This is a genomic window from Enterovibrio qingdaonensis, from assembly GCF_028683135.1.
Lineage (GTDB): Bacteria > Pseudomonadota > Gammaproteobacteria > Enterobacterales > Vibrionaceae > Enterovibrio > Enterovibrio qingdaonensis.
Genome location: NZ_JAJUBB010000002.1, coordinates 79656 through 104912 on the forward strand (window position 1 = coordinate 79656; position 25257 = coordinate 104912).

At 46.3% G+C, this 25257-nt stretch carries 23 protein-coding genes; 13 read left to right on the forward strand and 10 right to left on the reverse strand.

The genetic code is table 11. The features are described from left to right. Nucleotides 1-173 precede the first annotated feature (173 nt). Entirely contained in the window at nt 174-806 is a 633-nt protein-coding gene (catB, locus tag LRP49_RS03310) for a type B chloramphenicol O-acetyltransferase (protein WP_274140194.1), read from the forward strand. Nucleotides 807-881: 75 nt separating this feature from the next. Here catB and katG read toward each other — a convergent pair whose 3' ends face one another. Next, nucleotides 882-3092 (reverse strand): catalase/peroxidase HPI, encoded by a 2211-nt coding sequence (gene katG / locus LRP49_RS03315; RefSeq protein ID WP_274140196.1) that lies wholly within the window; start codon nt 3090-3092, stop codon nt 882-884. Between the two features lie 600 nt (nt 3093-3692). On the opposite strand from katG, the gene LRP49_RS03320 reads away from it, so the two are divergent. Together LRP49_RS03320 and LRP49_RS03325 are read left to right on the forward strand one after the other, a co-directional pair. After that, a complete protein-coding gene (locus LRP49_RS03320) occupies nt 3693-4112 on the forward strand; it encodes a VOC family protein (RefSeq protein ID WP_274140198.1) in 420 nt (139 codons plus the stop codon). 2 nt (nt 4113-4114) lie between these two features. After that, nucleotides 4115-4495, forward strand: coding sequence for a VOC family protein (locus LRP49_RS03325; RefSeq protein ID WP_274140200.1), 381 nt, complete (start codon nt 4115-4117; stop codon nt 4493-4495). 52 nt (nt 4496-4547) lie between these two features. On the opposite strand, the gene LRP49_RS03330 is transcribed toward LRP49_RS03325, so the two are convergent. Continuing rightward, a complete protein-coding gene (locus tag LRP49_RS03330; RefSeq protein WP_274140202.1) occupies nt 4548-6131 on the reverse strand; it encodes a Na+/H+ antiporter NhaC family protein in 1584 nt (527 codons plus the stop codon). Nucleotides 6132-6582: 451 nt separating this feature from the next. Here LRP49_RS03330 and LRP49_RS03335 point away from each other — a divergent pair, with 451 nt between their 5' ends. From LRP49_RS03335 to LRP49_RS03360, 6 genes are all read left to right on the forward strand, one after another. Further along, on the forward strand, nt 6583-7116 hold the full coding sequence (locus LRP49_RS03335) for a GNAT family N-acetyltransferase (protein WP_274140204.1): 534 nt from the start codon (nt 6583-6585) through the stop codon (nt 7114-7116). A gap of 15 nt (nt 7117-7131) precedes the next feature. Continuing rightward, nucleotides 7132-7467 carry a DUF2834 domain-containing protein gene (locus tag LRP49_RS03340; RefSeq protein ID WP_274140206.1) on the forward strand — a complete coding sequence of 112 codons (336 nt, stop codon included), beginning with the start codon at nt 7132-7134 and terminating at the stop codon, nt 7465-7467. A 19-nt stretch (nt 7468-7486) separates the two neighbouring features. After that, entirely contained in the window at nt 7487-8401 is a 915-nt protein-coding gene (locus tag LRP49_RS03345; RefSeq protein WP_274140208.1) for an aldo/keto reductase, read from the forward strand. A gap of 119 nt (nt 8402-8520) precedes the next feature. Then, nucleotides 8521-9132, forward strand: coding sequence for a LysE family translocator (locus tag LRP49_RS03350; protein WP_274140210.1), 612 nt, complete (start codon nt 8521-8523; stop codon nt 9130-9132). Between the two features lie 9 nt (nt 9133-9141). Continuing rightward, on the forward strand, nt 9142-9582 hold the full coding sequence (locus tag LRP49_RS03355; RefSeq protein WP_274140212.1) for a GNAT family N-acetyltransferase: 441 nt from the start codon (nt 9142-9144) through the stop codon (nt 9580-9582). Between the two features lie 20 nt (nt 9583-9602). Continuing rightward, complete coding sequence (locus LRP49_RS03360) at nt 9603-10064, forward strand: Mpo1 family 2-hydroxy fatty acid dioxygenase (protein ID WP_274140214.1); 462 nt, start codon at nt 9603-9605, stop codon at nt 10062-10064. 71 nt (nt 10065-10135) lie between these two features. Here the strand turns inward: LRP49_RS03360 and LRP49_RS03365 are convergent, their stop codons facing one another. Continuing rightward, complete coding sequence (locus LRP49_RS03365; protein ID WP_274140215.1) at nt 10136-11059, reverse strand: hypothetical protein; 924 nt, start codon at nt 11057-11059, stop codon at nt 10136-10138. A 463-nt stretch (nt 11060-11522) separates the two neighbouring features. Here LRP49_RS03365 and ygiD point away from each other — a divergent pair, with 463 nt between their 5' ends. After that, entirely contained in the window at nt 11523-12323 is an 801-nt protein-coding gene (gene ygiD, locus LRP49_RS03370) for a 4,5-DOPA-extradiol-dioxygenase (RefSeq protein WP_274140217.1), read from the forward strand. A 53-nt stretch (nt 12324-12376) separates the two neighbouring features. Here the strand turns inward: ygiD and LRP49_RS03375 are convergent, their stop codons facing one another. Continuing rightward, nucleotides 12377-14194: a PhoX family protein gene (locus tag LRP49_RS03375; protein ID WP_274140612.1), complete on the reverse strand. Its 1818-nt coding sequence runs from the start codon at nt 14192-14194 to the stop codon at nt 12377-12379. A gap of 541 nt (nt 14195-14735) precedes the next feature. Here LRP49_RS03375 and LRP49_RS03380 point away from each other — a divergent pair. Continuing rightward, entirely contained in the window at nt 14736-15074 is a 339-nt protein-coding gene (locus tag LRP49_RS03380) for a c-type cytochrome (protein WP_274140219.1), read from the forward strand. A 68-nt stretch (nt 15075-15142) separates the two neighbouring features. Continuing rightward, nucleotides 15143-15601 carry a YaiI/YqxD family protein gene (locus tag LRP49_RS03385; protein WP_274140221.1) on the forward strand — a complete coding sequence of 153 codons (459 nt, stop codon included), beginning with the start codon at nt 15143-15145 and terminating at the stop codon, nt 15599-15601. Nucleotides 15602-15648: 47 nt separating this feature from the next. Here LRP49_RS03385 and LRP49_RS03390 read toward each other — a convergent pair whose 3' ends face one another. The 3 genes from LRP49_RS03390 to LRP49_RS03400 form a co-directional block, all read right to left on the reverse strand. After that, nucleotides 15649-17328 carry a hypothetical protein gene (locus tag LRP49_RS03390; protein ID WP_274140223.1) on the reverse strand — a complete coding sequence of 560 codons (1680 nt, stop codon included), beginning with the start codon at nt 17326-17328 and terminating at the stop codon, nt 15649-15651. 468 nt (nt 17329-17796) lie between these two features. Continuing rightward, the gene (locus LRP49_RS03395; RefSeq protein ID WP_274140613.1) at nt 17797-18651 is read right to left on the reverse strand and encodes a lipase family protein; all 855 of its coding nucleotides are present in this window, start codon (nt 18649-18651) and stop codon (nt 17797-17799) included. 119 nt (nt 18652-18770) lie between these two features. Next, nucleotides 18771-19274, reverse strand: coding sequence for a hypothetical protein (locus LRP49_RS03400; protein ID WP_274140225.1), 504 nt, complete (start codon nt 19272-19274; stop codon nt 18771-18773). A gap of 327 nt (nt 19275-19601) precedes the next feature. On the opposite strand from LRP49_RS03400, the gene LRP49_RS03405 reads away from it, so the two are divergent. Further along, entirely contained in the window at nt 19602-20909 is a 1308-nt protein-coding gene (locus LRP49_RS03405; RefSeq protein ID WP_274140227.1) for a glycoside hydrolase family 18 protein, read from the forward strand. A gap of 391 nt (nt 20910-21300) precedes the next feature. Here the strand turns inward: LRP49_RS03405 and LRP49_RS03410 are convergent, their stop codons facing one another. From LRP49_RS03410 to LRP49_RS03420, 3 genes are all read right to left on the reverse strand, one after another. Next, nucleotides 21301-22416: a PQQ-dependent sugar dehydrogenase gene (locus LRP49_RS03410; protein WP_274140229.1), complete on the reverse strand. Its 1116-nt coding sequence runs from the start codon at nt 22414-22416 to the stop codon at nt 21301-21303. An 84-nt stretch (nt 22417-22500) separates the two neighbouring features. Further along, the gene (locus tag LRP49_RS03415) at nt 22501-24504 is read right to left on the reverse strand and encodes a GGDEF domain-containing protein (protein ID WP_274140231.1); all 2004 of its coding nucleotides are present in this window, start codon (nt 24502-24504) and stop codon (nt 22501-22503) included. A gap of 450 nt (nt 24505-24954) precedes the next feature. Next, nucleotides 24955-25218 carry a DUF2960 family protein gene (locus tag LRP49_RS03420; RefSeq protein WP_274140233.1) on the reverse strand — a complete coding sequence of 88 codons (264 nt, stop codon included), beginning with the start codon at nt 25216-25218 and terminating at the stop codon, nt 24955-24957. Nucleotides 25219-25257: the final 39 nt, after the last annotated feature.

A 25257-nucleotide genomic window follows, 5' to 3' on the forward strand; every position in this document is an offset into this window, starting at 1 on the left:
GACTACCCTAACACACTAACTTTATAGGCTTTTAGTTCGAAATCCTGTGAAGTCGCCACTTTACCATCAACCCAGAATGGGTTGTTGTCAAAAATCACGATACGGCAACAAACTGTGAGATATAACAGGGCAGTCGTTTAAGCGTTCTGCTTGCCGTTAGCTCTGAGAATGAAATGAAGAATTATTTTGAGTCCCCGTTTGCAGGCAAGTCGCTCCAAGAGCAAGTTACCAATCCCAACATTATTGTAGGTCGCCACAGTTATTACTCGGGTTATTACCATGAACACAGTTTTGATGAGTGTGCGCGTTATTTGGTGCCCGATCGCACAGACGTGGATCAGCTTGTCATCGGTAATTTTTGCTCTATTGGTTCTGGTGCGGTGTTTATGATGGCAGGAAATCAAGGTCACCGAATGGATTGGGCCACTACTTTCCCTTTCTTTTATCAAGATAACCCGCATTTTGACGGTGCGAAAGATGCGTTTAAACGCATGGGAGACACTGTCATCGGCAGTGATGTCTGGATTGGATCAGAAGCCATGATTATGCCTGGTGTGAAAGTCGGACACGGCGCAGTCATCGCCAGCCGAGCGGTAGTCACGAAAGACGTTTCGCCCTATGAAGTGGTTGGATCCAACCCAGCTAAACACATTAAGTTTCGCTTCTCCGACGAAGAGATCGCTATGCTGTTAGAAATGGCTTGGTGGAACTGGCCAGATGAAGCATTGAAGGGCGGCATGGCCTTCCTTTGTTCATCTGATATCACAGGCTTGTACCAGTATTGGAAAACTAACATCGTTCGGTAATAAACAAACGCCCTGACAGATTCAGGGCGTTATTGCTTAACAATATGCCACTTACAAAGAAAATGCGGCAGTCGATTAGTTCATGTCAAAACGATCGTTGTTCATGACTTTGGCCCAAGCTGCAACGAAGTCATTTACAAACTTCTGCTGTGCATCGTTTGACGCGTAAACCTCCGCAATTGAACGTAATTCAGCATTTGAGCCAAAAATAAGGTCAACTGGCGTTGCTGTCCATTTCTGATCACCAGAAGCACGGTCATAACCGACGTAGATCCCTTCCTGATTTTGAGATGGAGCCCATACCGTTGACATATCAAGCAGGTTTACGAAGAAATCGTTACTTAACGAGCCTGGTTTGTCGGTAAACACGCCGTTAGAAGAACCGTCGCTGTTAGCATTCATGCTGCGCATACCGCCGACCAAAGCGGTCATTTCTGGTACAGTGAGCGTCAGCAAATCTGCACGTTCAATCAGCATTTCAGCCGGTGATTTGTAGTTAGCAGACCTATCGTAATAGTTGCGGAAACCGTCAGCTTTTGGCTCTAGAACCGCAAAAGATTGCACGTCAGTCATATCCTGAGAGGCATCCATTCTGCCGGGAGTAAAGGGAACATCGATGTCGACCCCTGCTTCTTTGGCTGCTCTTTCAACGCCCGCATTACCAGCAAGCACGATAACGTCAGCGAGCGATACTTTGGTATCTCCTGAGGAAGCATTAAAGTCTTTTTGGATGTTTTTCAGGGTTTTCAGCACGCGCTGCAATGCGTCCGGGTCGTTAACGGACCAGTCTTTTTGCGGAGCGAGGGCTAATCGTGCGCCATTTGCCCCGCCCCGCATGTCAGTTCCTCGGTAGCTGGCGGCTGACGCCCAACCTGTGCGAACAAGTTCTGGAACACTCAATCCGGAAGCAAGGATTTGAGATTTAATCTGCTCGGCTTGCGCATCAGAAATCAATGGGTGATTCACATCAGGAATGGGGTCTTGCCACACAAGGATCTCTTCGGGGATTTCATCACCAATGTAGCGCGCACGTGGTCCCAGATCTCGATGGTTAAGTTTGAACCAGGCTTTTGCAAATGCAAGTTCGAAGGCGTCAGGATTTTTACGGAAATTCTCTGCGATTTCTCGAAATTGTGGGTCCTCTTTGACGGCTAAATCGGTGGTGAACATGATAGGTGCGTGGCGTTTGTTAGGGTCATGCGCATCGGGCACCATTTGAGCCGCCGCGTCGGTATCTGGAACCCACAGTTTTGCACCTGCGGGGCTTTCTGAAAGAACCCAATTGAACGTGAAGAGGTTATCAAGATAATTCGTTGTCCATTGAGTAGGGGTCACTGTCCACGCGCCTTCTAGCCCGCTGGTGATCGCGTCTTTACCGCTACCTTCACCACACGTGTTTTTCCAACCAAAGCCTTGCTCTTCAATCGGCGCACCGGCAGGTGCCGCGCCTAAACACTCTTCAGGTTTGTGTGCACCGTGACCTTTCCCGAAGGTGTGGCCACCGGCAATTAGCGCAACAATTTCTTCATCGTTCATCGCCATTCTGCCAAAGGACATTCTAATGTCGCGCGCTGCAGCGATTGGATCAGGGTTGCCGCCTGGGCCTTCAGGGTTCACGTAAATAAGGCCCATTTGGACTGCACCTAGCCCCTGAATCAGATTGCCTTTTTCATCACGGCGTTGGTCATCAAGCCAGGCTTCTTCGGGACCCCAATAGACAAAATCTGGTTCCCAATCATCTTCTCGGCCACCCGCAAAGCCAAAGGTTTTGAATCCCATAGACTCGAGGGCTACGTTACCCGTCAGTGCCATCAGATCCGCCCACGAAAGGGCAGCCCCGTATTTTTGCTTAACGGGCCAAAGTAATCGACGCGCTTTGTCGAGATTACCGTTATCGGGCCAACTATTAAGGGGGTCGAAACGTTGTTGTCCTCCGCCTGCGCCACCACGTCCATCACTGACCCTGTAGGTCCCTGCAGCGTGCCATGCCATTCGAATGAAAAAGGGACCATAATGGCCGTAATCGGCTGGCCACCAATCTTGTGAGTTGGTAAGCACAGTGGCGATATCTTTCTTAACATCAGCAAGATTGAGGGTTTCAAATGCTGCCCCATAATCAAAGTCTGAGCCCATTGGATTTGACGCTTGCCCATGATCACGAAGTGGGGCGAGGTTCAGTTGGTCTGGCCACCAAAATTGATTTGATTTTGGGTCGCCAGCTGACATAGATGGGGCTGAAATTAACGCACTCGACAATGCGATAGATAAAAGTGTTTGTTTAAACATGTGTATATTTCCTTTTTCTACATTGCGACTATGTTTTTAATTGATGTAACTGTGAAACTTGTTCGATTTTTCCGAACGTAATATCGGTGATAATTAAACGATTGAAAGGGGCTTTTACTTTTATTAGAGATTACTAAATCCCTCGTTATTTATTGGGTGACGTAATTTTACCTCATAATCAAATAAGGTCATGACGAGTCGGAAAATCTTACGGTTATGATTCATTGGTGTTTTTTACTTCTGTGGCTGTTTCTCCTCTCATTGGGGTGAGTATAGAAATAGGATGTGAAAAACATATAAAGGAATATTTCGATTGCTATGATTGGAAAAAATAATGGTATTAGTGATAATTTTTTGTGATGGTGTATTAACTCACTAATATTGAAGGTTAATATAATTCGCGCATGAGGTTTTCTTTTGAATTGGATGTGAATTTTTTAGTGCTAATTTAATTCTTTTAAACCGTTTTTAGTGATGCCGTTAATAGATATGAATTTTATTTCGTTGTTTAATAGTTGAGATGCTTTCAGCGAAAAGAGACAGAATAAGGTTGCGGATTTTTTTACACTCTCTGTTTGTCCTAGTGGTGGAGTATTACCGATGAAACAAGCCATCGTCCATGTTGCAATCGTGGTTGAAGACTATGATGAAGCAATTGATTTTTATGTTAATAAGCTTCAATTTGACTTGGTAGAAGACACTTATCAGCCTGAGCAGGACAAACGTTGGGTGGTCGTGTCTCCTCCGGGTTCTCAAGGCGTTACGCTTTTACTAGCAAGAGCGTCTAAGCCGGAACAGGTTAGCTTCATCGGTAATCAGGCTGGCGGTCGTGTTTTCCTTTTTTTGAACACCGACGACTTCTGGCGAGATTATCAGCGCATGGTGAAAGAGGGGATTCACTTCGTTAGAGAGCCCAAGCAAGCTGATTATGGAACGGTTGCCGTTTTCCAAGATTTGTACGGAAATTTGTGGGACTTGCTTGAGTTGAATTCAGATCATCCTATGGCTAGGCGGAGTTAAAAATGCAGATTTCTCGGTTGGATCATTTGGTGTTGACGGTTAATGACATTGAAACATCGCTGTCGTTTTATCAGCGTGTAATGAACATGGAGGTTGTTTCGTTTGGCGATGGTCGAAAAGCACTCAAATTTGGTAGCCAGAAGATTAATCTTCATCAACGAGGCAAAGAATTCAAGCCGAATGCGCAACATGCTCAAGCCGGCAGTGCCGATTTATGCTTTATCAGCGAAACCCCGCTAAATGATATTGAGGCCCACCTTGCTCGTCAGCGTGTCGTTGTTGAAGAAGGACCAGTGCAAAGAACAGGGGCCGTTGGAAATATCCTATCTATATACTTTCGTGACCCTGACGGTAACCTGATTGAAGTGGCCAATTACCTATGATTGAGAATAAAAAAGGGCGTATAAACGCCCTTTTTAGCAACACTTTTTTATCTTAAGACAGAACCGGTTCCGAACCTCGGCTTTTTTGTTTTCTCAGTGCAAATGCACAGAACACAGCAAACCAAATGCTGCTAACAGCGAAGCCCATCCATGCTGAGTGTGTATACCCGATAGCGAGATAGCCCAACAGCGCGCCGAACGCCACGGTGGCGGCGTAAGGAAGTTGCGTCATCACGTGGTCAATATGGTGACAACCCGCACCTGTCGCCGACAGAATACTGGTACTGGAAATAGGCGATGCGTGGTCACCAAATACCGCGCCAGCCAACACTGCGGACATCATCGGTAAAAGCATTGCAATGTCTGTTGCTGCCGCAATATCACCTGCCAAAGGCAACATGATTCCAAACGTACCCCAACTGGTGCCCGTCGCAAATGCCATGACACAAGAGAGAAGGAAGATTGCCGCTGGCAGCAAGGCGGATGGCAGGTTTCCTTCAGACAGAGACGCGAGGTACATACCTGTTTTCATGTCGCGCACGACGGCACCAATTGTCCAAGCAAAGAACAGGATAATAATGGCTGGCATCATCGCAGATACGCCTTTAGGCAACGCCTGAAGCCAGTTTTTGGTGCTTAGGTTTAGACGAAGAGCTAACAGAATTGACACCGCAAGACTGCTTAATGCGCCGTACACCAGTGAAGAACCAATATTGGTATGCTCCAATGCGGCGATTAACGCGAATGGCAGATGGTGACTGGATAGGTACTCCGCACCAGATTGCACCATGAAGAACACGGTTGCCCCTGTCAGTGTCAGGATTGGCAGCACCATATCAATCATGCCACCGTTACCCGCATTTTCTACTTGAACGTCTAATCCTTTAGGGCGGCCTTTAGATTCATCCCAAAGCTGTCCTTCCATCGCCATGTCTTCGTGCTTTTTCATTGCACCGATATCAAGTTTGAATGCGATGACGCTGACAACCATGATAAGGGTGAAAATAGCGTACAAATTCATCGGCACCATGGAGACAAATGCACCAATAGGACTGATATCAGTGATGCTTAAAGCGGTAAGCACGCCACCAATCAGGGCAATGATATATGCGCCCCAGGAAGAGATCGGCATAAGCACACACATTGGTGCCGCCGTTGAGTCAAGAAGGTAAGCAAGTTTTGCGCGAGATATCTTAAAGCGGTCGGTGATCGGGCGACATATCGCACCAACAGAAAGACAGTGGAAAAAGTCATCGATAAAAAAGATGAAGACCATCAATCCGGTCAGAGATTTTGCACTTCGTTGTGTTGCACATTTTCTCTCGGCCCAATTTGCAAAAGCCTGTGTGGCACCCGAAATGCTCATCAAGCTGATCAGCGAACCCAACAGTAGCATGAAAATGATCATGTTTACGTTGTCAGCGTTCACTGCGCCGTCGGTCCAAACAAGGTTAAGTAGTTTTCCTGCAAGGTAGTGCAACCCGCCAAGGACGGAGTTGTCGCTGAGCATGAAGGCACCAGACAAGATACCTACGCCTAAAGACAGGAGTACGCGGCGCGTTGTTACGGCAAGGACAACCGCCAAGAATGGCGGGACAACGGACCAAGCGGAGTCCGCAAAATCAATTAAAGTCATCGTAAGTGTTAACCCAAAACAAAATAAGAAAAGATATCGAAAATGGCTCGCTGAGTGCGAAAAACTGAGGTGATAAGCTTTCTTGCTTGTTTTTGTCTAACTTATTGCACTCAATATTGAGTGAAAGATGACGTGTTTCGCTAAGAGACAATTTGTGACTTCCGTCATACTATCTTCGGATGTGCTTAAGTAGAAACACTTTTCTTAATGAAATGTGTGGTTTTTCGTTAACGACATGATAAATATCATGTTTTATTTGGTCTTAAACTAAAAAAGTTGCACCTGAGTGCTGTTTTTTGGTGTTGAGGCAAGTTTTAGTCATTTTGGTGTTCTGTTTGTCGCGTTTTTATTGAACATATATACCCAAACAACCTGAAGATGCAGGGTTCAAGTTGTTTGGGTATAGAGACTTGCTATCGTGAGTTTCAATAGCGTTATGAGGGGGTTTCCTGTGTTTATTTCCCAAGTCGATGAAGATGTTGCTCTGGCGTTGGTTCAGCCTTCTTTTGCAAAGTCCTACTTTTCGATTGTAAAGCGAGAGCGAGACTATTTGGCAGAATGGCTGGCGTGGCCGCCACATGCAGATGGTGAGGCGTTTTTTAGCGCGTTTATCGAGTCGTCGCTAAAAGGGTATGCGGAAGGTAAGTCGATGACTTGTGCCATGTTATATAAGGGCGAAGTCGTTGGAAACGTCAGTTTTAACGTGATTTCTCAATCATTGAAGAAAGTGGTGATTGGCTATTGGCTAAGTAAGGACTTTCAAGGAAAAGGCATCGCATCACGTTGCGTCACCACACTGACGGATATTGCATTTAATCAGTTAAAGCTGACGAAAATCGAGATAGCCGTAGCAACGGGAAATACGCCAAGTCGTCGACTATGCGAGCGGTTAGGGTTCTCTCTTGAGGGGGTTATCACTCAGGCAGAAAACCTCAATGGACGGATTGTTGACCACGCGATCTATGGATTAACGAAACCACGGTAAACTCCGGAGGGAAGGATGCCATTTTTCTATTTGACTGTTGCAATTATGGGGGCGATTTTTCCTTATGCAGCCTTTTTGCCGTGGTTAATCGAAAATGGTGTAAATCCGTCCCAATTTATTGCCGATCTCACACGAAATCCGGTTAGCATCTTTGCTTGGGTCGATGTTGTTATTGCTGCTATCACCCTGATAGTATTCATTATCACCGATGGTGATCGGCACCAGATCCGTTACCGAACGCTGGCTATTGCGGGTACACTCGTCATTGGTGTTTCTTTTGGATTGCCGTTCTACCTTTATCTGCGCGAGAAAGCGGTTAACCGCAAATTTTTTACTCGACCAGATTCGTAATTAGCAAATTGGAGTTGTTATGTCCCTAGTTTCAAACGTTCTTATGTCACCAGAGGGGCCTTCTTTCTCGGCACTTGTGCAGGGTTACTGGCGTATGGCTGAGTGGGGGATGAGCCCTCAGGAAAGATTGACCTTTTTGAAATCTCACATGGATTTAGGCATTACAACTGTCGATCATGCGCATGTTTACGGCAGACCACCTTGTGAAACCTTGTTTGGTGAAGCACTTAAGATTCAGCCAAGCATTCGTGATGAGATTGAAATCATCACTAAATGTGGCATTGTGCCAGTCCCTCCGGTTGATGGTCGCCCAGAAGTGTCTCACTACAACTCGAGCCGACAGCACATTTTGGATTCTGTTGACTTGTCGTTGTCTCGCATGGGCATTGAGAACATCGATGTGCTTCTGATCCATCGCCCAGATTGGCTGATGGATGCTGATGAAGTGGTTGACGCGTTTGATGCACTTAAACAAAGCGGAAAAGTCGCACACTTTGGTGTGTCAAACTTTACGCCTTCTCAATTGGCATTGTTGCAATCTCGCGTACCGGATATGTTGGTGACCAACCAAATCGAAATCAATCCATTTAACTTGAGTGCGTTGGAAGACGGCTCATTAGATATGCTTCAGCAAGCGCGTGTTAGACCTATGGCATGGTCGGTTCTTGGCGGTGGTCGCCTGTTCAATGGTACCGATGAGCAAACCTTGCGAGTGCGAACGGCACTTGAACAAGTGGCCGGCGAAGTTGGCGCAAGCAGCATCGATCAGGTTGCGTATGCATGGGTGATGGCGTTACCTTCAAAACCTGTTGCGCTTATTGGAAGCGGAAAAATTGAGCGTGTCGCGGAAGCGGTTGAAGCAACTAAAATCAGCCTGTCTCACGAACAGTGGTATCGCATTTGGGTAGCGTCAAAAGGTCATGGCGTTGCGTAATCGACCCCAAGATTGATGAAGGGCACAGTTACTGTGCCTTTTTTGATATTGCGCTTACATCCTCCTTGAAAACCGACCAACCGCACTCCATCTGATCTTAAGGTCAGGGAGGATTGTTCATGGAGTACATTGTTGCGGTTACGTTATTTGCCATATCTGCGTCAGCCACTCCTGGGCCGAATAACCTGCTATTAATGTCGTCGGGCGCGAATTATGGCGTTCGACGAAGTTTACCACTCATGTGCGGGATCTGTTTTGGGTTCGCGCTGATGCTTTTTCTCGTCGGTGTTGGATTTGGGCAAATATTCCAAACGTTTCCTGAGTTGCATTTCATCATTAAATGCGTGGGAACTGCCTATCTCCTTTATCTTGCGTATCTCATTGCCCGCTCTGGAGAACTTTCTTCCGTCGGCAGTGAAGCAAAACCGCTATCGTTCCTTAAAGGTGCACTTTTTCAATGGGTAAATGCCAAGGCATGGGTGGTGGCTACCGGTGCTATTGCGGCGTTTACAACCCTTGGTGAGAGCTATTACGCGCAAAATCTGACCATCGCGATAACTTTTTTCCTCATTTCCTTTCCTAGCGTCGGCATTTGGCTATTATTCGGCTCGGCACTCAAGAAGGTGCTGACATCGCCAACGCGAAGGGCGGTGTTTAATTACGCCATGTCAGGTCTGTTGGTTTTGTCGGTACTACCAGTTGTTCTTGATATATTTTCAACACTCTCGTGATTTATCCAAATGAATATCCTTTCACATCGTCTTGCCTCTAATGACGATTTTGATTTTCTCTTCGATCTTAAAAAAGCGGCTGAAGGTGATTCTGTTGCGCGGATTTGGGGCTGGGACGAAGCGTTGCAATTTAGCATCCATCAGGAAGAACTCGCTGCCGCATTACCACAAATTATTGAACATGATGGCCAACCAATTGGCTGTTTCCTCTTTGAGGTTCATGAAGACCATTGTTATTTCTCTCGGTTTTTCATTCTGCCTGCCTATCAGGGAAAAGGTATAGGCAGTCACATCTTGAAAGAAAATCTCGCTATCGCGCAGGAAATGGGCAAGCCAGTTCGCTTATGCTATTTGCAAGGAAACCGTGTTGAAGTGCTCTACCGTGCGTTTGGGTTTGAGTATGTACGCGAGGACGAGCACTTTGTTTATATGGTGCGAGAACACGATTAACTGCGCGAGGGGCGTCAAGGATGAAATCACTCGAAGAATGGTTTGAAGAGTATGGGGAAAGTCATCAGAACCCCATCAATCAAAAAATCCACAAAGTGGCAGTGCCGGGAATTTTCTTTTCTGTCGCTGGCCTGCTTTGGGAGATCCCCTCATCGCATTTCTCGGACATAGCGATAGCACCGTACTTCATTGTGTTGGCAATGGTCTTGGTGTTTTATCTGGTGTTGTCATTCAAAGCGTTTGTTGTTATGGCCGCATTTTCTGCGTTTTGTACCATGGTGTTGGTAGAGCTCCAAAGTGCAAACATCGACATTCTTGTTCTCTCAATCGCCATGTTTGTCGTGCTGTGGATATTGCAATTTGTCGGACATCATATTGAAGGGAAAAAGCCCTCTTTTTTTAAAGATGTTCAGTTTCTTCTCATTGGGCCTGCATGGGTCTTCCACTTCTTTTTCCCTCTCACTCCCCACGACAATGCATAAAAAAGCCAGCCGTTAGGCTGGCTCCTGTTTGGTGAAAACCGGAAAGGCGTACAAGTGTCGCCAAAATTGGGCTAATCAACAAACTGAGGTGGGTAACAGTCGTTAGTACCTGAGTCCGTCATTGACATGGCATCTACACGCATAGGGACAAGTCCACCATAAGCTTCAGCCGCAAAATCACCTGGCATCGCAGGCGGGTCTAGTAGCCAAAGGTTGGTGGTATTCGGTGACCCTGAAACATTGTGGTTTTTGCTTGCAACGAGGATTTCGCCATTCTGATCGAGGGTTGCTGCGGTAACCAAGTCGACTTTATGGAAGAACTCCAACTGGCTACTTGCGTCACCGGTGTCGATAGAAAATGCACGGGTATTGGTGACGAACAATAGGTCTCCATCAGAGAATATAAAGTCCCCCCAATTGGTAAAGCCAGCAATTCGAAGGCTGGCATCAAGCAGACCGATCTGGCTTTGTGTGCCGCTCGATGCGTCGATGGTAAATAGCCTTGCGCGATCTGAGCCATAAAGTGTGTTTGTATCCGGGTCAAATGCCATGCGTTTGATTTCAAAGCGCGTTGTTCCGACATCATGATGCGTTCCCAGTTGAACGTCATAGTAAGCTAGACGAAAAGGCTTTAGCCCTTTTGCATGCAAACCGAGAGCTTGGAACTCTTCAGCGGTGAAGTCACCATTGTTTGTCGCTGCAATATGGTAGCTTTGGGGGGTCGGTGTACTGGCGTAATAGATACGGTCAGTTGAACTGTCATACGCCATGGCTGACGCGGCGAATAAGGCACGAGAATTGAGTTCGGCCCGAAGCACCGCGTTAGTAAAGTAGCTTCCGCCTGCTCGGGCTGCTCCTTCGTCGACATCGACCAGAACGCCGACAGCACCGCGGCCTGCATTCATGGTAAACAGATCGCCGTCGCATTGCGCGCTCATCGCAGGTGCAGACGCTCCGGCAGCCAACATGAGTGTTGCAAGTAATGTCCTTTTCATTGCTAACCTCTTAAATTAAAGATTCTGGGTAGTAAGGCTCAGATACCTATTTGGTGTACTTGTGTGAGTAAATCGTTGGACGTGATCCGTCAGATTTACCGTACGAATCACTGTCCAGAAATAACGCTAACAGGTGTGGGATATTTTGCCGCTGTATGCATATGAATATTCGTTGGAATCTTGCAATAGCGACAAAGTAAGAGGGTTCGAAGCGAGTCGAGGTGCATAAGCAAGGACTAATTAAGACAGTCGCAGGTAGATTTAGTACGACTTGATAGTGATCAGTACGAGTGATGAACGAAAACGCGTTATGTTGGATTGTTCTATTTTGACGAATAGTCATTTCGGCAGAAACTGTTTTTTTATAAAGACCAGATCATTAGTGTGGGATAGGAGAAACTAAATAATAAATGTGACGTTGTCACATGCATCGAGGTTTACACTCTTAAACGAGGACGTTTAGATGCGTATGTCTTTTGATCGACATGCACCACTGCCCGCGCTTTTTATTGGTCATGGCGCACCAACGCACACGTTGACGGGCAATAGATACACTCAGGCATGGAAGGCCATTGCCGAAGACATTCCAGTACCCAAAGCAATCCTTTGTATATCATCTCATTGGGTAACGAATGGTTCGCGGATCACCGCGTTAGCTAATCCTCACACGCTTCATGATTTTGGACCCATTGATGAGAGATTGGAAAATATTCATTACCCTGCGCCAGGGGCTCCTGACATCGCAAGGCAAATAGCCGAAAACGTGCCTTTCGAACTGTCCTTGGACAGACGATGGGGCTTAGATCATGGCAGTTGGACAGTCTTAAGGCATATGTATCCGGATGCCGAAATCCCAGTGCTTCAGCTGAGCTTGGATTTGACTTTAACTGAAGAGCAGCACTATGAGCGCGGACAACAACTTCGATTTTTGAGAGACGAAAATATCCTCGTTGTTGCAAGTGGAAATGTCGTTCATAACCTTGCGTTGTTTGACCGACAAGAATCAATGGCACATCCGTGGGCACTCGTGGCTGACAGCCAAATAGCACATTGTCTTGTGCAAGGAGACATTGCATCGTTACTTGATTATCTCTCAATGCGAGAAGAGGTAAGAATGGGGATTCCTACCCCCGATCACTTTTGGCCATTGCTGTATACACTCGGCATGCGTCAGGAGGACGACATGCTGGACTTCCCTGTGCTGGGTTTATCTCATGGCAGCACCAGTATGCGTTCGGTTAGGCTTCAATCCCGCTTAGAGTGAAACATAGCGACAAAAAAGCCCCGACATGTCGGGGCGTAGATTTTGATACAGGCTTAAGCCCCGATAACACCGCCATCTTTCCGTGTAATGCGCATCACTGTTGAACGTGGAATGGAATCGCCACCATCAGGGAAGTGTGAGGGCGCAAGGCTTTCTCCGGGGTGTTGAATGCCGACAAACATGGTTTTGTAGTCTGGAGAGAACGCGAGGCCGGTAATTTCACATGCGATAGGGCCGGTTAGGAATCGGCGAATCTCCCCTGTACTTGGGTCCGCACAGAGCATTTGGTTGTTACCCATTCCAGCAAACTTGCCTTCGTTTGAGTATTTACCATCAGTCTGAATCCAAAGGCGACCTGCCGCGTCAAATCCAATACCGTCCGGACTGTTAAACATGTTGTCTTTGTTCACGTTCGGCGTACCTGCCATCAGACCTTCTTGTACTTCAGGGTTACCGGCCATCACAAAGATATCCCAATCAAATTCAGACGCGGTGTGATCGCCACCTTTTGGTGCCCAACGGATGATATGACCGTACGGATTTTTCTCGCGAGGATTAGCGATATTGAGTGGTTGCGTCTCTTTCGCACCGCGGTATTTGTTATTGGTCAACGTACAAAACGCAGTTTTGTTGTCGGGGTGTACCGCCACCCACTCAGGGCGATCCATGGTTGTTGCCCCAACGTGAGACGCTGCTTTGCGCGCAAAAATCATGACTTCTGCTTGGCTGTTAAAGCCATTTTCTGGCGTCAACCCATTTTGGCCAAACGACAGTTCAACCCATTCGCCCTGACCGTTTAGGTCACCTTCTTTGCCGGTGAATTTGGCAACATACAAGGTACCGTCTTCGAGCAGGTTGCGGTTAGCGGCTAAGTCGCCTGGAGTGTATTTATTTTTGGAGACAAACTTGTAAAGGTGTTCACCGCGTTCATCATCACCCAGATAGACCACAACATGCCCGTCGCCATTGATTGTCATCGCAGCGTTTTCGTGTTTGAAGCGTCCTAGTGCGGAGCGTTTCTTTGGTGTTGAATTTGGGTCCATCGGGTCGATTTCAACGACCCAACCAAAGCGATTCGGCTCGTTCGGGGTTTTGGAAATATCGAAACGGTCATCGTGTTTCCACCAGTCGTAACCCCAATCTTTGTTCTTCACGCCATAACGTTTGTATTCGTCATTGAGCTCTACCTCTTTAGAGGCAGCAAAATATCCATTGAAGTTTTCTTCGCACGCGAGGTACGTGCCCCAAGGCGTTTGGCCGTTTGCACAGTTGTTATACGTACCAAGGATTTTCTTACCTGATGGGTCCGCGGCTGTTTTTAGCAGGTCATGGCCTGCAGCGGGGCCGGTCATTTCCATCGGCGTGTATGCGGTGATTTTTCGATTCAAGCGACCATCCACATTCGCTTGCCATTTTCCGTCTTTTTTAACCAACTCGATAATAGAGACACCATGAGCAGCTTGAGACTTACGTACGTCATCAGCGGTGATGTTTTTGCCTTGGTGTTTATAGAGATATTCGTTGTTGGTGTATTCGTTGTTCGCAACGAGAACGGCGCGATCTTCGGACAATGGGAAGAAGGTCATGCCGTCTGTGTTGTCACCATATTGCATTTCTTGTGCTTTCGAATCGTTGCTCTGTGCAAATTTTGGTGAGGTAGGAAACAGCGGGTCGCCCCAAGAGACAACGCGTTCCGCGACGTACCCTTCAGGCACGATAACCGTATCTGCGGTTGAAGCAGGAATAGCGGTAAAGCCCATTAATTTGCTGTTGTCCATGGATTCAGCCACAGCTTTAGCAACGGGAGCCGTTGCAAAAAAAGCAACCGTACCCGCTGCACTGGCGGTGCGTAGGAAGTTTCGACGGTTCATGGCTGCATCAATGAAGCGGTTAAATTCGGGTTCGTGGTCCAATTCACGCTGATCGTTGTGTTGAGTATGTTCGCTCACGGTATCTTCCTTTATTTTATTTACACGACATTTCTACGTTCCCAAACAGCGAGAAGATGCAGTATTCGATTTGCCCATAGGGAATGTGCCAATGCATCCAGTTAGGCATCGAGGGCCAATAATATAGAATGGCTCATGCTGTGAGGACTCGATGGTTAAGAGAATGATGACTCCTTCTAAAACCGAGTTACTTCAGCGTGTTTGGGTATGCAATACGGAAGCAAATATTGGTGCTTCATTGTTAAATGTTAGTGAACACGGAATGAAGAAAAGATGTCATATGGACGACATACGCTAAAAAAACGACATAAAACAAGATTTCATGCGCACTCTGATGGATATGACCTTTGCGCTAGCTCGGAAAATATGTGGTTAGGAATGAATAACAGCGTTTGATTGATCCCACACAAGGTGAAGACGGCACATGTGATACATGCTAGGCGTGCTTTAAGGAGAAACAAGCATGCTCAATAAACTAAAAACGTTATCATTCTTTGCTCTGGTGTTATCAACAGGAACTGCGATTGCAGCACCAAAAGGCGATGCCGAATTGGGTCAACAAAAAGCGTATACTTGCCAGTTTTGCCACGGTGCGACGGGGTATACAAACGTTGACGCTTACCCTCACATCAACGGTCAAAATGCTGTTTACCTCTATAACGCCATGCTGGCCTACAAAAACGGAGAGCGTACAAACGCATTGGGGTTGATGATGAAACAACAGATGACGGTATTGTCTGAACAAGACATGGCGGACATCGCAGCGTTCTATGCGTCTCAACCGGCGGGCAAGCCTGAATAACAGGCTTTGATTGCGCTAAAAAGCCCTCGCTGATACTGTTCGTTCAAACTTTTTTGAGATAGACCATTATGACAACGATTTGGGTGGATGCTGACGCGTGTCCAACAGTAATTAAAGAAGTCCTTTATCGTGCGGCAGACCGCACGGAAACACCGTTGGTTTTAGTGGCGAATCAGGCGTTGCGAACTCCGCCTTCTCGCTTCATTCGTAGCGTGCAGGTTGAAAAGGGTTTTGATATTGCTGATAACGAAATCGTACGTCGTGTAGAAGCGGGTGATCTTGTGATTACGGCGGATATTCCTTTGGCATCTGAGGTTATTGAGAAGTCAGGTGTTGCTTTGAATCCGCGAGGTGAATTGTACACCCCAGAAAACATTCGCCAGCGTCTTAATATGCGTGATTTTATGGATACGCTGCGTTCGAGCGGTATCCAAACGGGTGGACCAGCGGCAATAAGCCAACAGGATCGCCAAATGTTCGCGAATGAACTCGATAAGTTTCTGCAGCGCAGCAAGTCAAAACGATAAAAAAAAAAGGAGCGATATTTCGCTCCTTTTTTAATCAATGTGTCTGCTTAGTTATAAATGCGAGACCAACAACCGTTTGAACAGTTAACGTCTTTGTTCCAATGCAACTGCGCTCGGTGTCCTGTTTTCACGTTGTAGTATTGACCATTTGGCCCTTTCAAACGTGCCCATGCGATGTCGCCTGCATAGTAGTAACGCTCATGATTACTATGTTGTTCATAGTACAGGCCACCGCCATTAATGGTGTAGCTACGAAGGAATCCATTAGTTTTATAGAATTCCAAGGTTGTGCCTGCTGGGATCGTACCGTTAATTCTGGCGTGTACGCCTCGAATCCATTGATCTTTCGTAAATAGATTCCCGCCACGGCTACCATGCCACCAGACACCACTGTTTTGTGCTGCTTGAGTTAGCAGAGTATGCACATCTGGGTCGTTATCAATAATGGTGACGTTTGCAGAGCCTTGGTCACTCTTATCGGTATTGATCCAGCCTTGCATGGTGAAGTACTCGTTATTTTCATGTGTTGAGTCATTCACCGTAGGTACACCGACCCGCACGCTAGTCACGCCTTTCGGAAGGGTAATTTGTGTTCCAGTAGAAGAGAGGGTTGCTGAGCCTGTCGTATTGTCAGAGTAAAGCAGGGCAACCGTATTGCGGTAGTCGCTGTTAAGCACCGCACTGCCGTTGACCAAGGCTAAGGTCAGTTTGGTTGTGTCATTGGCTGTCGCTTTATCAAACGAAACAGTGAAATAAGCCGTAGAACCCTCATTCACAGAGCTTGCATTGGCGGAAATACCCGACACCTCGGATTTCTCATCGCTTGGGAATACCGTTTTGTCATAACAGGTGTGGTCTTCTGATGTTACCGTACCCATCGCACTGATGCGGCTAGGAAACAGACCGACCAAGACTTTTTCACCCGTAGATGGCTTCAAGCGGAACAGCATATTGCTATTCACGTTGCCTGATACGTTCTGGTTCTTTGCCGCTACCATCATTTGACCGTTTTGATCCAAGGTTGCAGTTGTGACAAAGTCAATGAAGTGGAAGGCTTTCATTGTCAACGAACCGTTGGTGGTATTCACCGAAAACGTACGGTTGTTGGTGACAAATAGAAGCTCACCATCTTGGAATACAAAGTCACCCCAGTTAGTAAAACCGCCATTTTTTAAATCTTGCGGAAAGTTGCCAATATGTGTAATTGCACCGGTTGAAGGATCCACTTTAAAAATGGTTTGAGAGTCAGATGCATAGAGCTCGCTTGAGTCTGGATTAAACGCCATTCTCAGGATTTGTTTGTTTACTGTAGGGCCTGCAACATGGTTGCCTGTCGCGGGATCCATGTAGGCTAGCTGATAGGGTTTTAGCGTTCTGGCGTGAAGATCGAGACTCTTATATTCATCAGCGGTTACATCGGCTTTTGGGTCGTCGATATGGTAGGACGTTGGCTGTGGTGCGCTTGTGTAATAGAGGCGATCGGTAATACGGTCGTAGGACATTGATGATGCGCTGAACAGTGCACGGGAGTGATATTCCTCTCGTGTTGAAGAGTCACCAAAATAGTTAGAACCCATTTTTTTGAGCTCTTGAATATCCATCAATAAACCAACATGACCGCGGCCAGCATTCATGGAATATATGTTCCCTGCACAATTTGCCATTGCTTGCATGGATGTCATTGTGCCTGCGAGGATTGCAGCAGAAAGCAGCGTCTTCTTCATCATGGGCTATACCTTAATCCTTTCCAGTTAGCGAACCTTACTCTTAAATTAGGAACCCTTAAGAGTTACTGCGCCTTACCGTCTTGCCGATATCATCCGGCTATAGTTCTTGGTTGCGTAAGACAAATTTAAGTAAGTAAATGAAACTACGTTACAACTGACTTGAGAGTATTGATGGATGGGATGAATGTCTTTCTCACAAATGAGACATATGGATTTTTGGTGTTTTTTAATTAAAACACGATAAGTCTCAAAGACTATACGGGTTAGAAACAGGTGAATCGAAAACTAGACATAATCATGGATAGTATGAATACAGGGACTAAAAAAGAATGAGAAATGAAAGATCGCCGGAATAGAAAGGTTCTTATCGCTAGGTGACTTGCGTGGAAAAAGATGGCTGGCAAGTGGTACGTCATGCTTTGGATTAAACCTGAGCGCAATGGTCCAAATATGATACGCGCTCATGGGTTAATGCTTATCAAAATAGTCTTTGCGGCGAATGTACTTGTCCATGAAATGATAAGCAATTGGGCGAATTAGCCAACTGGTGAGCACTCTAATGATGCGAACAAAAGAAGGCATGTTGCGATAGATGCGATCGTTATGAAGCCAAAGGAGGTCGCCCACGTGCCAAAACAGCAGCGGAATTCCGGGTAGAAATGTCACAATGTCGACGTCGCAGCAAATACGGTAAGTTTTGTTTTGAAGGCGGTACAGACGCTTGAAGTTCCAATACCCCGTAGCAGGCTGGCCAAAGGTAACTACTCGCTTAACTGCATTAGGGTATTTTTGTTCCAGTATTTCTGCAGCGATAATAGCCATGCTGCCCCCGGAAGAATGCCCCGTTAATGACAGCCGTTTACCTTGCTTTAAAAGAGGGAGCACGGTTGATTCTATCGACTCCATGACGGTGTATCCCTGAAAGTCTCCCCCTTGCACTGACTGCTCAAGTTCAGCTTGTTGGCTGGTGGAGAGTTTTACAAAATCTTGGTGTAAGAAGCGACGTTTAACGCGGCTGCGCTGGCGTAATAGAAAGTGAAAGCCCCAATGAACGTGTCCGACATCTTGAGGCGCGTCTACGCGACTGGGAACGAACACTAAATTTAATAACCAATCCCAAACGCTTTGTGAGCCTTTAAACACGACGACAACATCTCCGTCTTCACGCCATAGAACGCGAATAATGGTCTGCCCCCAACGGTTCGTAATGTCTTTTCTGCCGTTTGGCGAAAAACCGTATTGGAGATGATCAAATGCTTTGGGGTACGCATCTCGACAAAGGATAGCGTAGCGTTCGTATTGGTAGCGTTTAAGCCGTTTCACCTGTGTGTTCAGCACTTATTTGATGCAAAGATCAGAAGTATAGAAGGCAATGATGACGAATCGACGACAGTCAGAGAGTCTATGAAGCACAATCCACATAGGATTGTGCTTTTGGAAAACTAGTCGTAATGCTGAAGGAAGGGACTGATATGTGTGTTGAAGGTAAGTGCTTTGATAGCACTATGGTTTCGGATGATCCACTCCGCCTTTTTAGCATTTCCGATACCGATAATGACTTGTACTAACAACTTTAAATCTCTCAGCCATCGCGCTTTTTGGTCTTCGCTCCAATCTTCTCGATAGATTTCCAGATAATGCTCTACCCACCAATACGCACCACGTATAAACCCCGCGATGATATTGGTTGCAGGTTGGATCTCGTCGTCCTTTCCGTCAATGGCATAGCTGTCTGAGAGTGGCTGACCTTGAGAGAACGAAGCGTAGTTTTTGCAGTATTTATACAAAGCGAGTTGCAGGGCAGATGCCGAATCACAATGCTCGAGTTTCAATGTGGTGACAGGAAGGTGCTTCGTGTTGTTACGGAAAAGTTCGACCGTCCGCTTTCCTGGCAATAGCCTTTCAATAACGTAAAAAATATCAATGCTAATGAGTGGGTTACTCAATGTTTTGTCCTTGAATGTCGATACTGCCAGCTATCTACAATATTCGTTTAACCAGAAAGAGCGAAAAGAATACCGCTTCAATGAATAAAACGGAATCGTTGTTACCGTCGAAGCGCATTACAAATCATGACACGCAGGGCAGAAATGTGCGTTTCAGTCCAAATTTTCTTTTTGTTACATCTATTTCAAGTGCGAATAACCTAAGTGGTCGCAAACTTAGCACCGCAATGAGTATGAATTTGTTAATCCTAGGGTCCGTAAAGTTTTCTCAATGTAAAAGCGTTTAATAATTAGACGGTTACTAGGTGTATAGCACAAGGAGATTGTATGAAAAAGATAATAGCAGGTGCAGCATTGACTGCCTGTTTGGCAGCACCAGCTTTTGCTGAAAATCACGTTGTTGGTGGTTATTTCGCGGACTGGCAATACGCAAACAAAGATAACCCATATGTGGTTGATGATATTCCCGCAGAGAATTTAACGCACATTATTTATGCTTTCCTAAGCATGTGTGGACCTCACACTGGAGCTTCAGAGCTCGTTCAAGAGCAAGTAAGAGAGGCATGTAAAGGCAAGGAGCCGTTTACTGCCATTGTGGTGGACAAAGAATCAGCACTTGAGAAAGATTTTGGTCGCGTCCGTTCAAAAGTGCCGTATGAAGGTCACTTTGCTCAGCTAGCGGATTTGAAAGCAGAAAACCCTCACGTCACCATTCTGCCTTCTTTTGGCGGTTGGACGATGTCAGAGCCTTTCCATGCTATGGCAAAAGACGAAGCATCAATTAAGCACTTTGCGAAAACAGCCGTCGAGCTTATTGCAAAGTATGACTTCTTTGGCGGGATTGATCTTGACTGGGAATACCCTGGCGGCGGTGGCTTGACAACGTCACCTTGGAACCCAGAAACCAAAATGGGTGAAGAGCAGCAGCTCGCAGAAAAAGACGCGTTTACGATTTTGGTGACTTCATTAAGAGCAGAATTAAATGCACTGTCTGAGAAGACAGGTAAAGATTACGAGCTTTCTACCGCCGTTGGTGTGGGACAGAAAGCGGCCTACATGGATTGGAAAACCGTTGCGCCATTGATGGACAACATGTACGCAATGACTTACGACTTCCTTGGTGGCTGGGGGCCGCAAACGGGTCACTTGACCAACTTGCATGCCACTGAGCGCAGCTGGTGGGGCATGGGGGCTGACGTATTTATTCAGCAGATGATCGACCTGGGTATTCCAAAAGAGAAGCTGGTGTTGGGTGCGGCATTCTATGGCCGTGGCTGGGAAGGTTCTCAATTTGATGGCACGACGACCAGTGCTGATCTTTCTTCGGAGAAAGGCGCAAGCTTTGGTACGGGTGAACCTGGGTATTTCATGTACTGGGACCTGAAAAAGAACTACGGCAAGGCTCAGGGCTATCAATACGGATACGATGAAGAGTCAGAAGCCCCTTATCTTTGGAACCCGGAGAAGAAAGTCTTTATCTCTTTTGAAGATGCACGGTCTATCGAAGCAAAAGCAGAGTGGGCGAAACAGCAAGGTTTGGCAGGTGTGTTCACTTGGGAGCTTTCTGGCGATCCAAACGACGAGCTTTCTGCCGTCATGGCTGAGGTTCTTCAGAGTAAAACAGCGAAGAAATAGTCACGATAGCGAGATCAAAAAACACCGCCGTTTGGCGGTGTTTTTTATTGTCGGTTTTCAGCGATCTTCTTCGAGGTGGTGGCTGTTAAATTTTTCAATCCCCAGAAAGAACTAAACCCCGCAAATGCGGGGTTTGTTCATTTTCAGCAAGCAAAGATGACTTTGTTTTTATTTGTATGGTGAGACTATAGCCATCCGAGAATGCGGTGTCTACGAGTTGAATAAAACTTGAGTAACCTTTATTAAACAGTGGGCTAAGCATCACTTTTAGAGTGCAACTTTTGATGTTACAAAAATTTCTTGGAGATGCACTTCCAATTTCACACTTAATTCGCAGCAAAATTGGAAATCTATGCTTGTACATAAATGTTTACACTTGTGCGGATAAAGGCTAATTTAACGTTGTTAATCGAAGCACCTTTCCATTGGCACTGTCGGTAAGAAGAAACAGCGATCCATCTGGAGCTTCAACGACATCGCGAATACGGCCATACATGCCTTCTAGTATCCTCTCTTCACTTACAACCTTACCGTCTTCCATGTCTAGGCGAATCAGCAAGCCGAATTTTAACGAACCCAGCAAAATATCGCCGGTCCACTGGGTAAACTGGCTACCTTTAACCATTTCCATGCCTGAAGGTGCAACGGAAGGCACCCAATAATGACGAGGTTGCTCCATACCTTCTGCTTTAGTCCCGATACCAATCGATGTTCCAATGCCGTAATTAACACCATAAGTAATGGTGGGCCATCCATAATTGGTGCTCGGCTTAATGGCATTTAATTCATCACCGCCTTGCGGTCCGTGCTCATGTGTCCAAAGTATGTTGCCATCGTTACTGAGGGTCATTCCTTGAATGTTTCGATGGCCGAAACTGTAGATTTCCGGCAATACATCTGCATCTTCCAAGAAGGGATTGCCGGCATGTGCGGTCCCATCAAGATTAAGACGGACGAGGGTGCCTGCGTGTGAATTATTTTGCTGTGCTTTGTCTTGGTTCCCACGGTCACCTAATGCGACATACAGTGCATCATCCGTCACCAGCAATCGTCCACCGAAGTGGCGCACGCCACCTAGCTTTGGAAACTGACGGAAAATGGTTTGAATATTGGTGAGTGTTGTACCGGAAAGAGTGCCTTTCGCGACTGATGTCCCTGATTTACGATATTCGCCGCTTTCACTGAACGCGATATAAATTGTCCCCGTTTGTTCAAAATCAGGAGCCAAAGCAAGACCTAACAAGCCGCCTTGTCCCCGTGCTACCAGATTTTCAGGCAAACCGTCTATCGCTGTCTTGGTGCCACTTTGATTGATTTTAACCAGTTGGCCATTGCGTTCTGAAACCAGCATGTCACCGTCGGGCAGAAAGACCAGTGACCAGGGGTGGTTTAGTCCGCTAGCCACCGTGTCGACCTTAAATGTGTGCTTGTCTGATTGTATGACATCACCGAATACGCTGGTGGATAAGGCGGTCAATGCTGCCGCTATCAAGAATGACTTGATCATGATGGCTCCTTTCCTTGGCGGGTCATTGGTGCGCTTAACACCGACAGACTTTTACATATCTTACGCCGTTATCGCTTTGCCTGATCAGCTAAAATGTTGTGCCACTCTAAATTTTAATCGTCTTACACGGCGTGACAATCGAGCATTGATTGTCATTGGTTCATCCGTGGTTGATTGCGATGCATTGTTATCTTCAGCCGCCGCATAGGTTTCAATTCGGTTCCGACCGTTTTGCTTTGCACGATACAAGAGTTTATCGACGGTACTGTATAGCTCAGACAACGTTTGTGTACTTTCGACAGCGATAGAGCCAAAACTTGCAGTAACGTTAAAACTGCTACCGCTTTCTGAGGAGAATGCTATTTCGCTGATGCGTTGGCGAAGATCTTCTGCGATGGAGTTGGTCTCTTCTATGCCACTTGTTGGCAGCAGGATCATAAATTCTTCGCCCCCGACGCGTGAACAAATATCGTCACGCCTGAGGTTGTTTTTGAATAGCTCGGAGATGCCGACTAGCACTTGGTCACCAACAGGATGGCCGTGAGTGTCATTGACGACTTTGAAGTAATCGATATCTAGCAATAGACAACCGATAGGTGTGTCGTTGGTCTCCATCTCCTTTTGCAGTCGTTCTAGTTGACCTGCGAGGTAGCGGCGGTTGTGCAGGCCAGTCAGGCTGTCAGTATTGGCGATTTTACCCCAGCGAATGCGTCTGCGATTTATCCAAAGTGCTATCAATGACGCGATAACAGTTGCGGCAATACCGAGAACCACAAGCAGATTGAGGTACTCCACTTTTTGCTCATTCGTTTTCAGCTCAAGTGTCTGTAAAACATTGCTCCAGCTCAAATGCTGGTTTTCGGCTTTTAGCTTTTCAAGGTTAAACAGCATTTGCTGCCGTCCAAGATTGTCGACCTGCTCATCGGCACTAAATGTATTAAAGCGGTTTTGGTAATCAAGCAGTGTCAGATACGCATTTTTGTAGTCTTCGAGGCCAAAATAGGCTTTTGACGCGACAAGGTACAAAGCAAGCTCAGAGCGATATAGCCGTTGGAGCTCGCTGAGATCGGCAATGAGCGGCGTAATGATCTCGATGGTTGCCGGATAATCGCCATTAATCAGGCTTTCATTGGCTTTGAGGTAATTGTATTTACTGATGTAAAAACGGATCGTTTCTCGCTCTCTGAGGTTATCTGTGGATTTCAGATAGCGCATCATGTTTTTGGTATCACCAGCCTGAAGCTGAAGGTCCGCGATCTGGAGGTTAATACGAAATCGGTGAGAACCATCACCAAGCACCTGTGCAATTTGAAGGGCTTGTTTGTATTCCAGAAGGGCTTGTTTATTGTTGCCCTGCTTTCGCGCTAATTCTGCCATGTCGAGCTTCACGAGAAGCTGGTTAAACGACATCTTGCGTGTTTGGAAGAACTGATAAGATTGTTCTAACAGCAAGGAGGCTTTATCGAATCCATTCAGTTGTACCAGTATCCCACCAAGGTTAGAGGCGATGCGTTCTATGAGTATCTGATCTTCCGTGTTTTTGGCTGCTTCTAAAGAGCTCATTAATGCGGCCATTGAAACGTCGTAATCATTTTGAGCTTTGTATGCCTGTCCTTTGACCAGAAGGATCTCGGCGGTTATTGCGGGATCGTTTAACGCTTGTGATTCGGAAAGAAGTTGATCAAGTTGATCGAGTACCAGGGCCTCTTCGCCTTTTAGAATACGCGCTTGGCTCAGGCGGAGCTGCATCAAGTAGCGGTCTGAGTTTAAAAGTGGGTCGCCTTTAGCCAGTTCGATACCTTGCGTGGCAGATTCAATCGCATCGTCGGGATTATTCAGAAGCAGCTCAACGGTGGATTTTTGTAGGTAATACCTGACGAGCAAAGGTAATGGCTGGTTCTGTTTAAGTTCTACTTTCTCCAATTCCGTGAGCAATGCTTTGGCCTTTATGGGCACCGAATAGAGGATGGACTGAACCCCGTTTAACGTTTTCTCAAAAGACTGGGTTTTTTCTACAGAGGCAAGGGTTGCCGGGGCATGGATGAAAGCAAACAGTAAAATCAAAAGGTTAATAGCGCGTTTACACATTGAAATAGCTTCCCTGACGATGTGATACCAGATTCATTGTTTTGGTAATTTTTTCTGTCCAACACATTTTAAGCTGCCGATTTCATGTTTGGACGCGATAGGAAATCTGTTGTGTTTAAGCGTAGTTAGTGATGATTATTTTTTCACTGTTGCCTAATCTTCGTACCTTAATGCGCTTACGTTTTAGCATGCCGAACGTACGTTCAAAGAAGACAGATGCTAGACACGTCATTTATGCAAACTGATATCAGCGAATGTTTGGAGTAAAAGCGTACAAAACCATTTACTAAAATACTGATGCGGTTGCCCGTTTTACAGAAGCGAAAAAGAGAAGTTGTAGCGTGTTCTTAAAGGTGGGACTGGATGGTAGTGAGAGATATCTATTGCGAGGTAGAGCGGAAAACAGACCAAGCCCAATAGATGATGTCACCATTGAGCTTGGTGTCGGGATTAGCGTTTGTCTTTGATTGACTCGGCTTCTTTTTTCAAAAGCACAATTTTGCCAAAGCCCAGCTTGTTAAAGTAGCTATCACGATGGTTTTTGACTGCCTTACCATCTGCAATGACTTCCAACTGACGTTCCATTTTCAAGAACTCGCTGAGATCGATGCCTTCAGCGGCTGCCGCAGCCTCATGTGCTGAGTGGTATTCGCGGAACGAAAATGTGATGACTTTCGTTTCACCTTTATAAATGTATTGAAGTTGACGAGACATAGCGGCACCTGTTTCAAATTTCGAAGGGCGGAGTATTTC

Bases quoted from the DNA above. Each gene is read 5' to 3' on its own strand.
- catB (WP_274140194.1), top strand. From the start codon at position 174: ATGAAGAATTATTTTGAGTCCCCGTTTGCAGGCAAGTCGCTCCAAGAG.
- katG (WP_274140196.1), bottom strand. From the start codon at position 3,092: ATGTTTAAACAAACACTTTTATCTATCGCATTGTCGAGTGCGTTAATT.
- LRP49_RS03320 (WP_274140198.1), top strand. From the start codon at position 3,693: ATGAAACAAGCCATCGTCCATGTTGCAATCGTGGTTGAAGACTATGAT.
- LRP49_RS03325 (WP_274140200.1), top strand. From the start codon at position 4,115: ATGCAGATTTCTCGGTTGGATCATTTGGTGTTGACGGTTAATGACATT.
- LRP49_RS03330 (WP_274140202.1), bottom strand. From the start codon at position 6,131: ATGACTTTAATTGATTTTGCGGACTCCGCTTGGTCCGTTGTCCCGCCA.
- LRP49_RS03340 (WP_274140206.1), top strand. From the start codon at position 7,132: ATGCCATTTTTCTATTTGACTGTTGCAATTATGGGGGCGATTTTTCCT.
- LRP49_RS03345 (WP_274140208.1), top strand. From the start codon at position 7,487: ATGTCCCTAGTTTCAAACGTTCTTATGTCACCAGAGGGGCCTTCTTTC.
- LRP49_RS03350 (WP_274140210.1), top strand. From the start codon at position 8,521: ATGGAGTACATTGTTGCGGTTACGTTATTTGCCATATCTGCGTCAGCC.
- LRP49_RS03355 (WP_274140212.1), top strand. From the start codon at position 9,142: ATGAATATCCTTTCACATCGTCTTGCCTCTAATGACGATTTTGATTTT.
- LRP49_RS03360 (WP_274140214.1), top strand. From the start codon at position 9,603: ATGAAATCACTCGAAGAATGGTTTGAAGAGTATGGGGAAAGTCATCAG.
- LRP49_RS03365 (WP_274140215.1), bottom strand. From the start codon at position 11,059: ATGAAAAGGACATTACTTGCAACACTCATGTTGGCTGCCGGAGCGTCT.
- ygiD (WP_274140217.1), top strand. From the start codon at position 11,523: ATGCGTATGTCTTTTGATCGACATGCACCACTGCCCGCGCTTTTTATT.
- LRP49_RS03375 (WP_274140612.1), bottom strand. From the start codon at position 14,194: ATGAACCGTCGAAACTTCCTACGCACCGCCAGTGCAGCGGGTACGGTT.
- LRP49_RS03380 (WP_274140219.1), top strand. From the start codon at position 14,736: ATGCTCAATAAACTAAAAACGTTATCATTCTTTGCTCTGGTGTTATCA.
- LRP49_RS03385 (WP_274140221.1), top strand. From the start codon at position 15,143: ATGACAACGATTTGGGTGGATGCTGACGCGTGTCCAACAGTAATTAAA.
- LRP49_RS03390 (WP_274140223.1), bottom strand. From the start codon at position 17,328: ATGATGAAGAAGACGCTGCTTTCTGCTGCAATCCTCGCAGGCACAATG.
- LRP49_RS03405 (WP_274140227.1), top strand. From the start codon at position 19,602: ATGAAAAAGATAATAGCAGGTGCAGCATTGACTGCCTGTTTGGCAGCA.
- LRP49_RS03410 (WP_274140229.1), bottom strand. From the start codon at position 22,416: ATGATCAAGTCATTCTTGATAGCGGCAGCATTGACCGCCTTATCCACC.
- LRP49_RS03415 (WP_274140231.1), bottom strand. From the start codon at position 24,504: ATGTGTAAACGCGCTATTAACCTTTTGATTTTACTGTTTGCTTTCATC.
- LRP49_RS03420 (WP_274140233.1), bottom strand. From the start codon at position 25,218: ATGTCTCGTCAACTTCAATACATTTATAAAGGTGAAACGAAAGTCATC.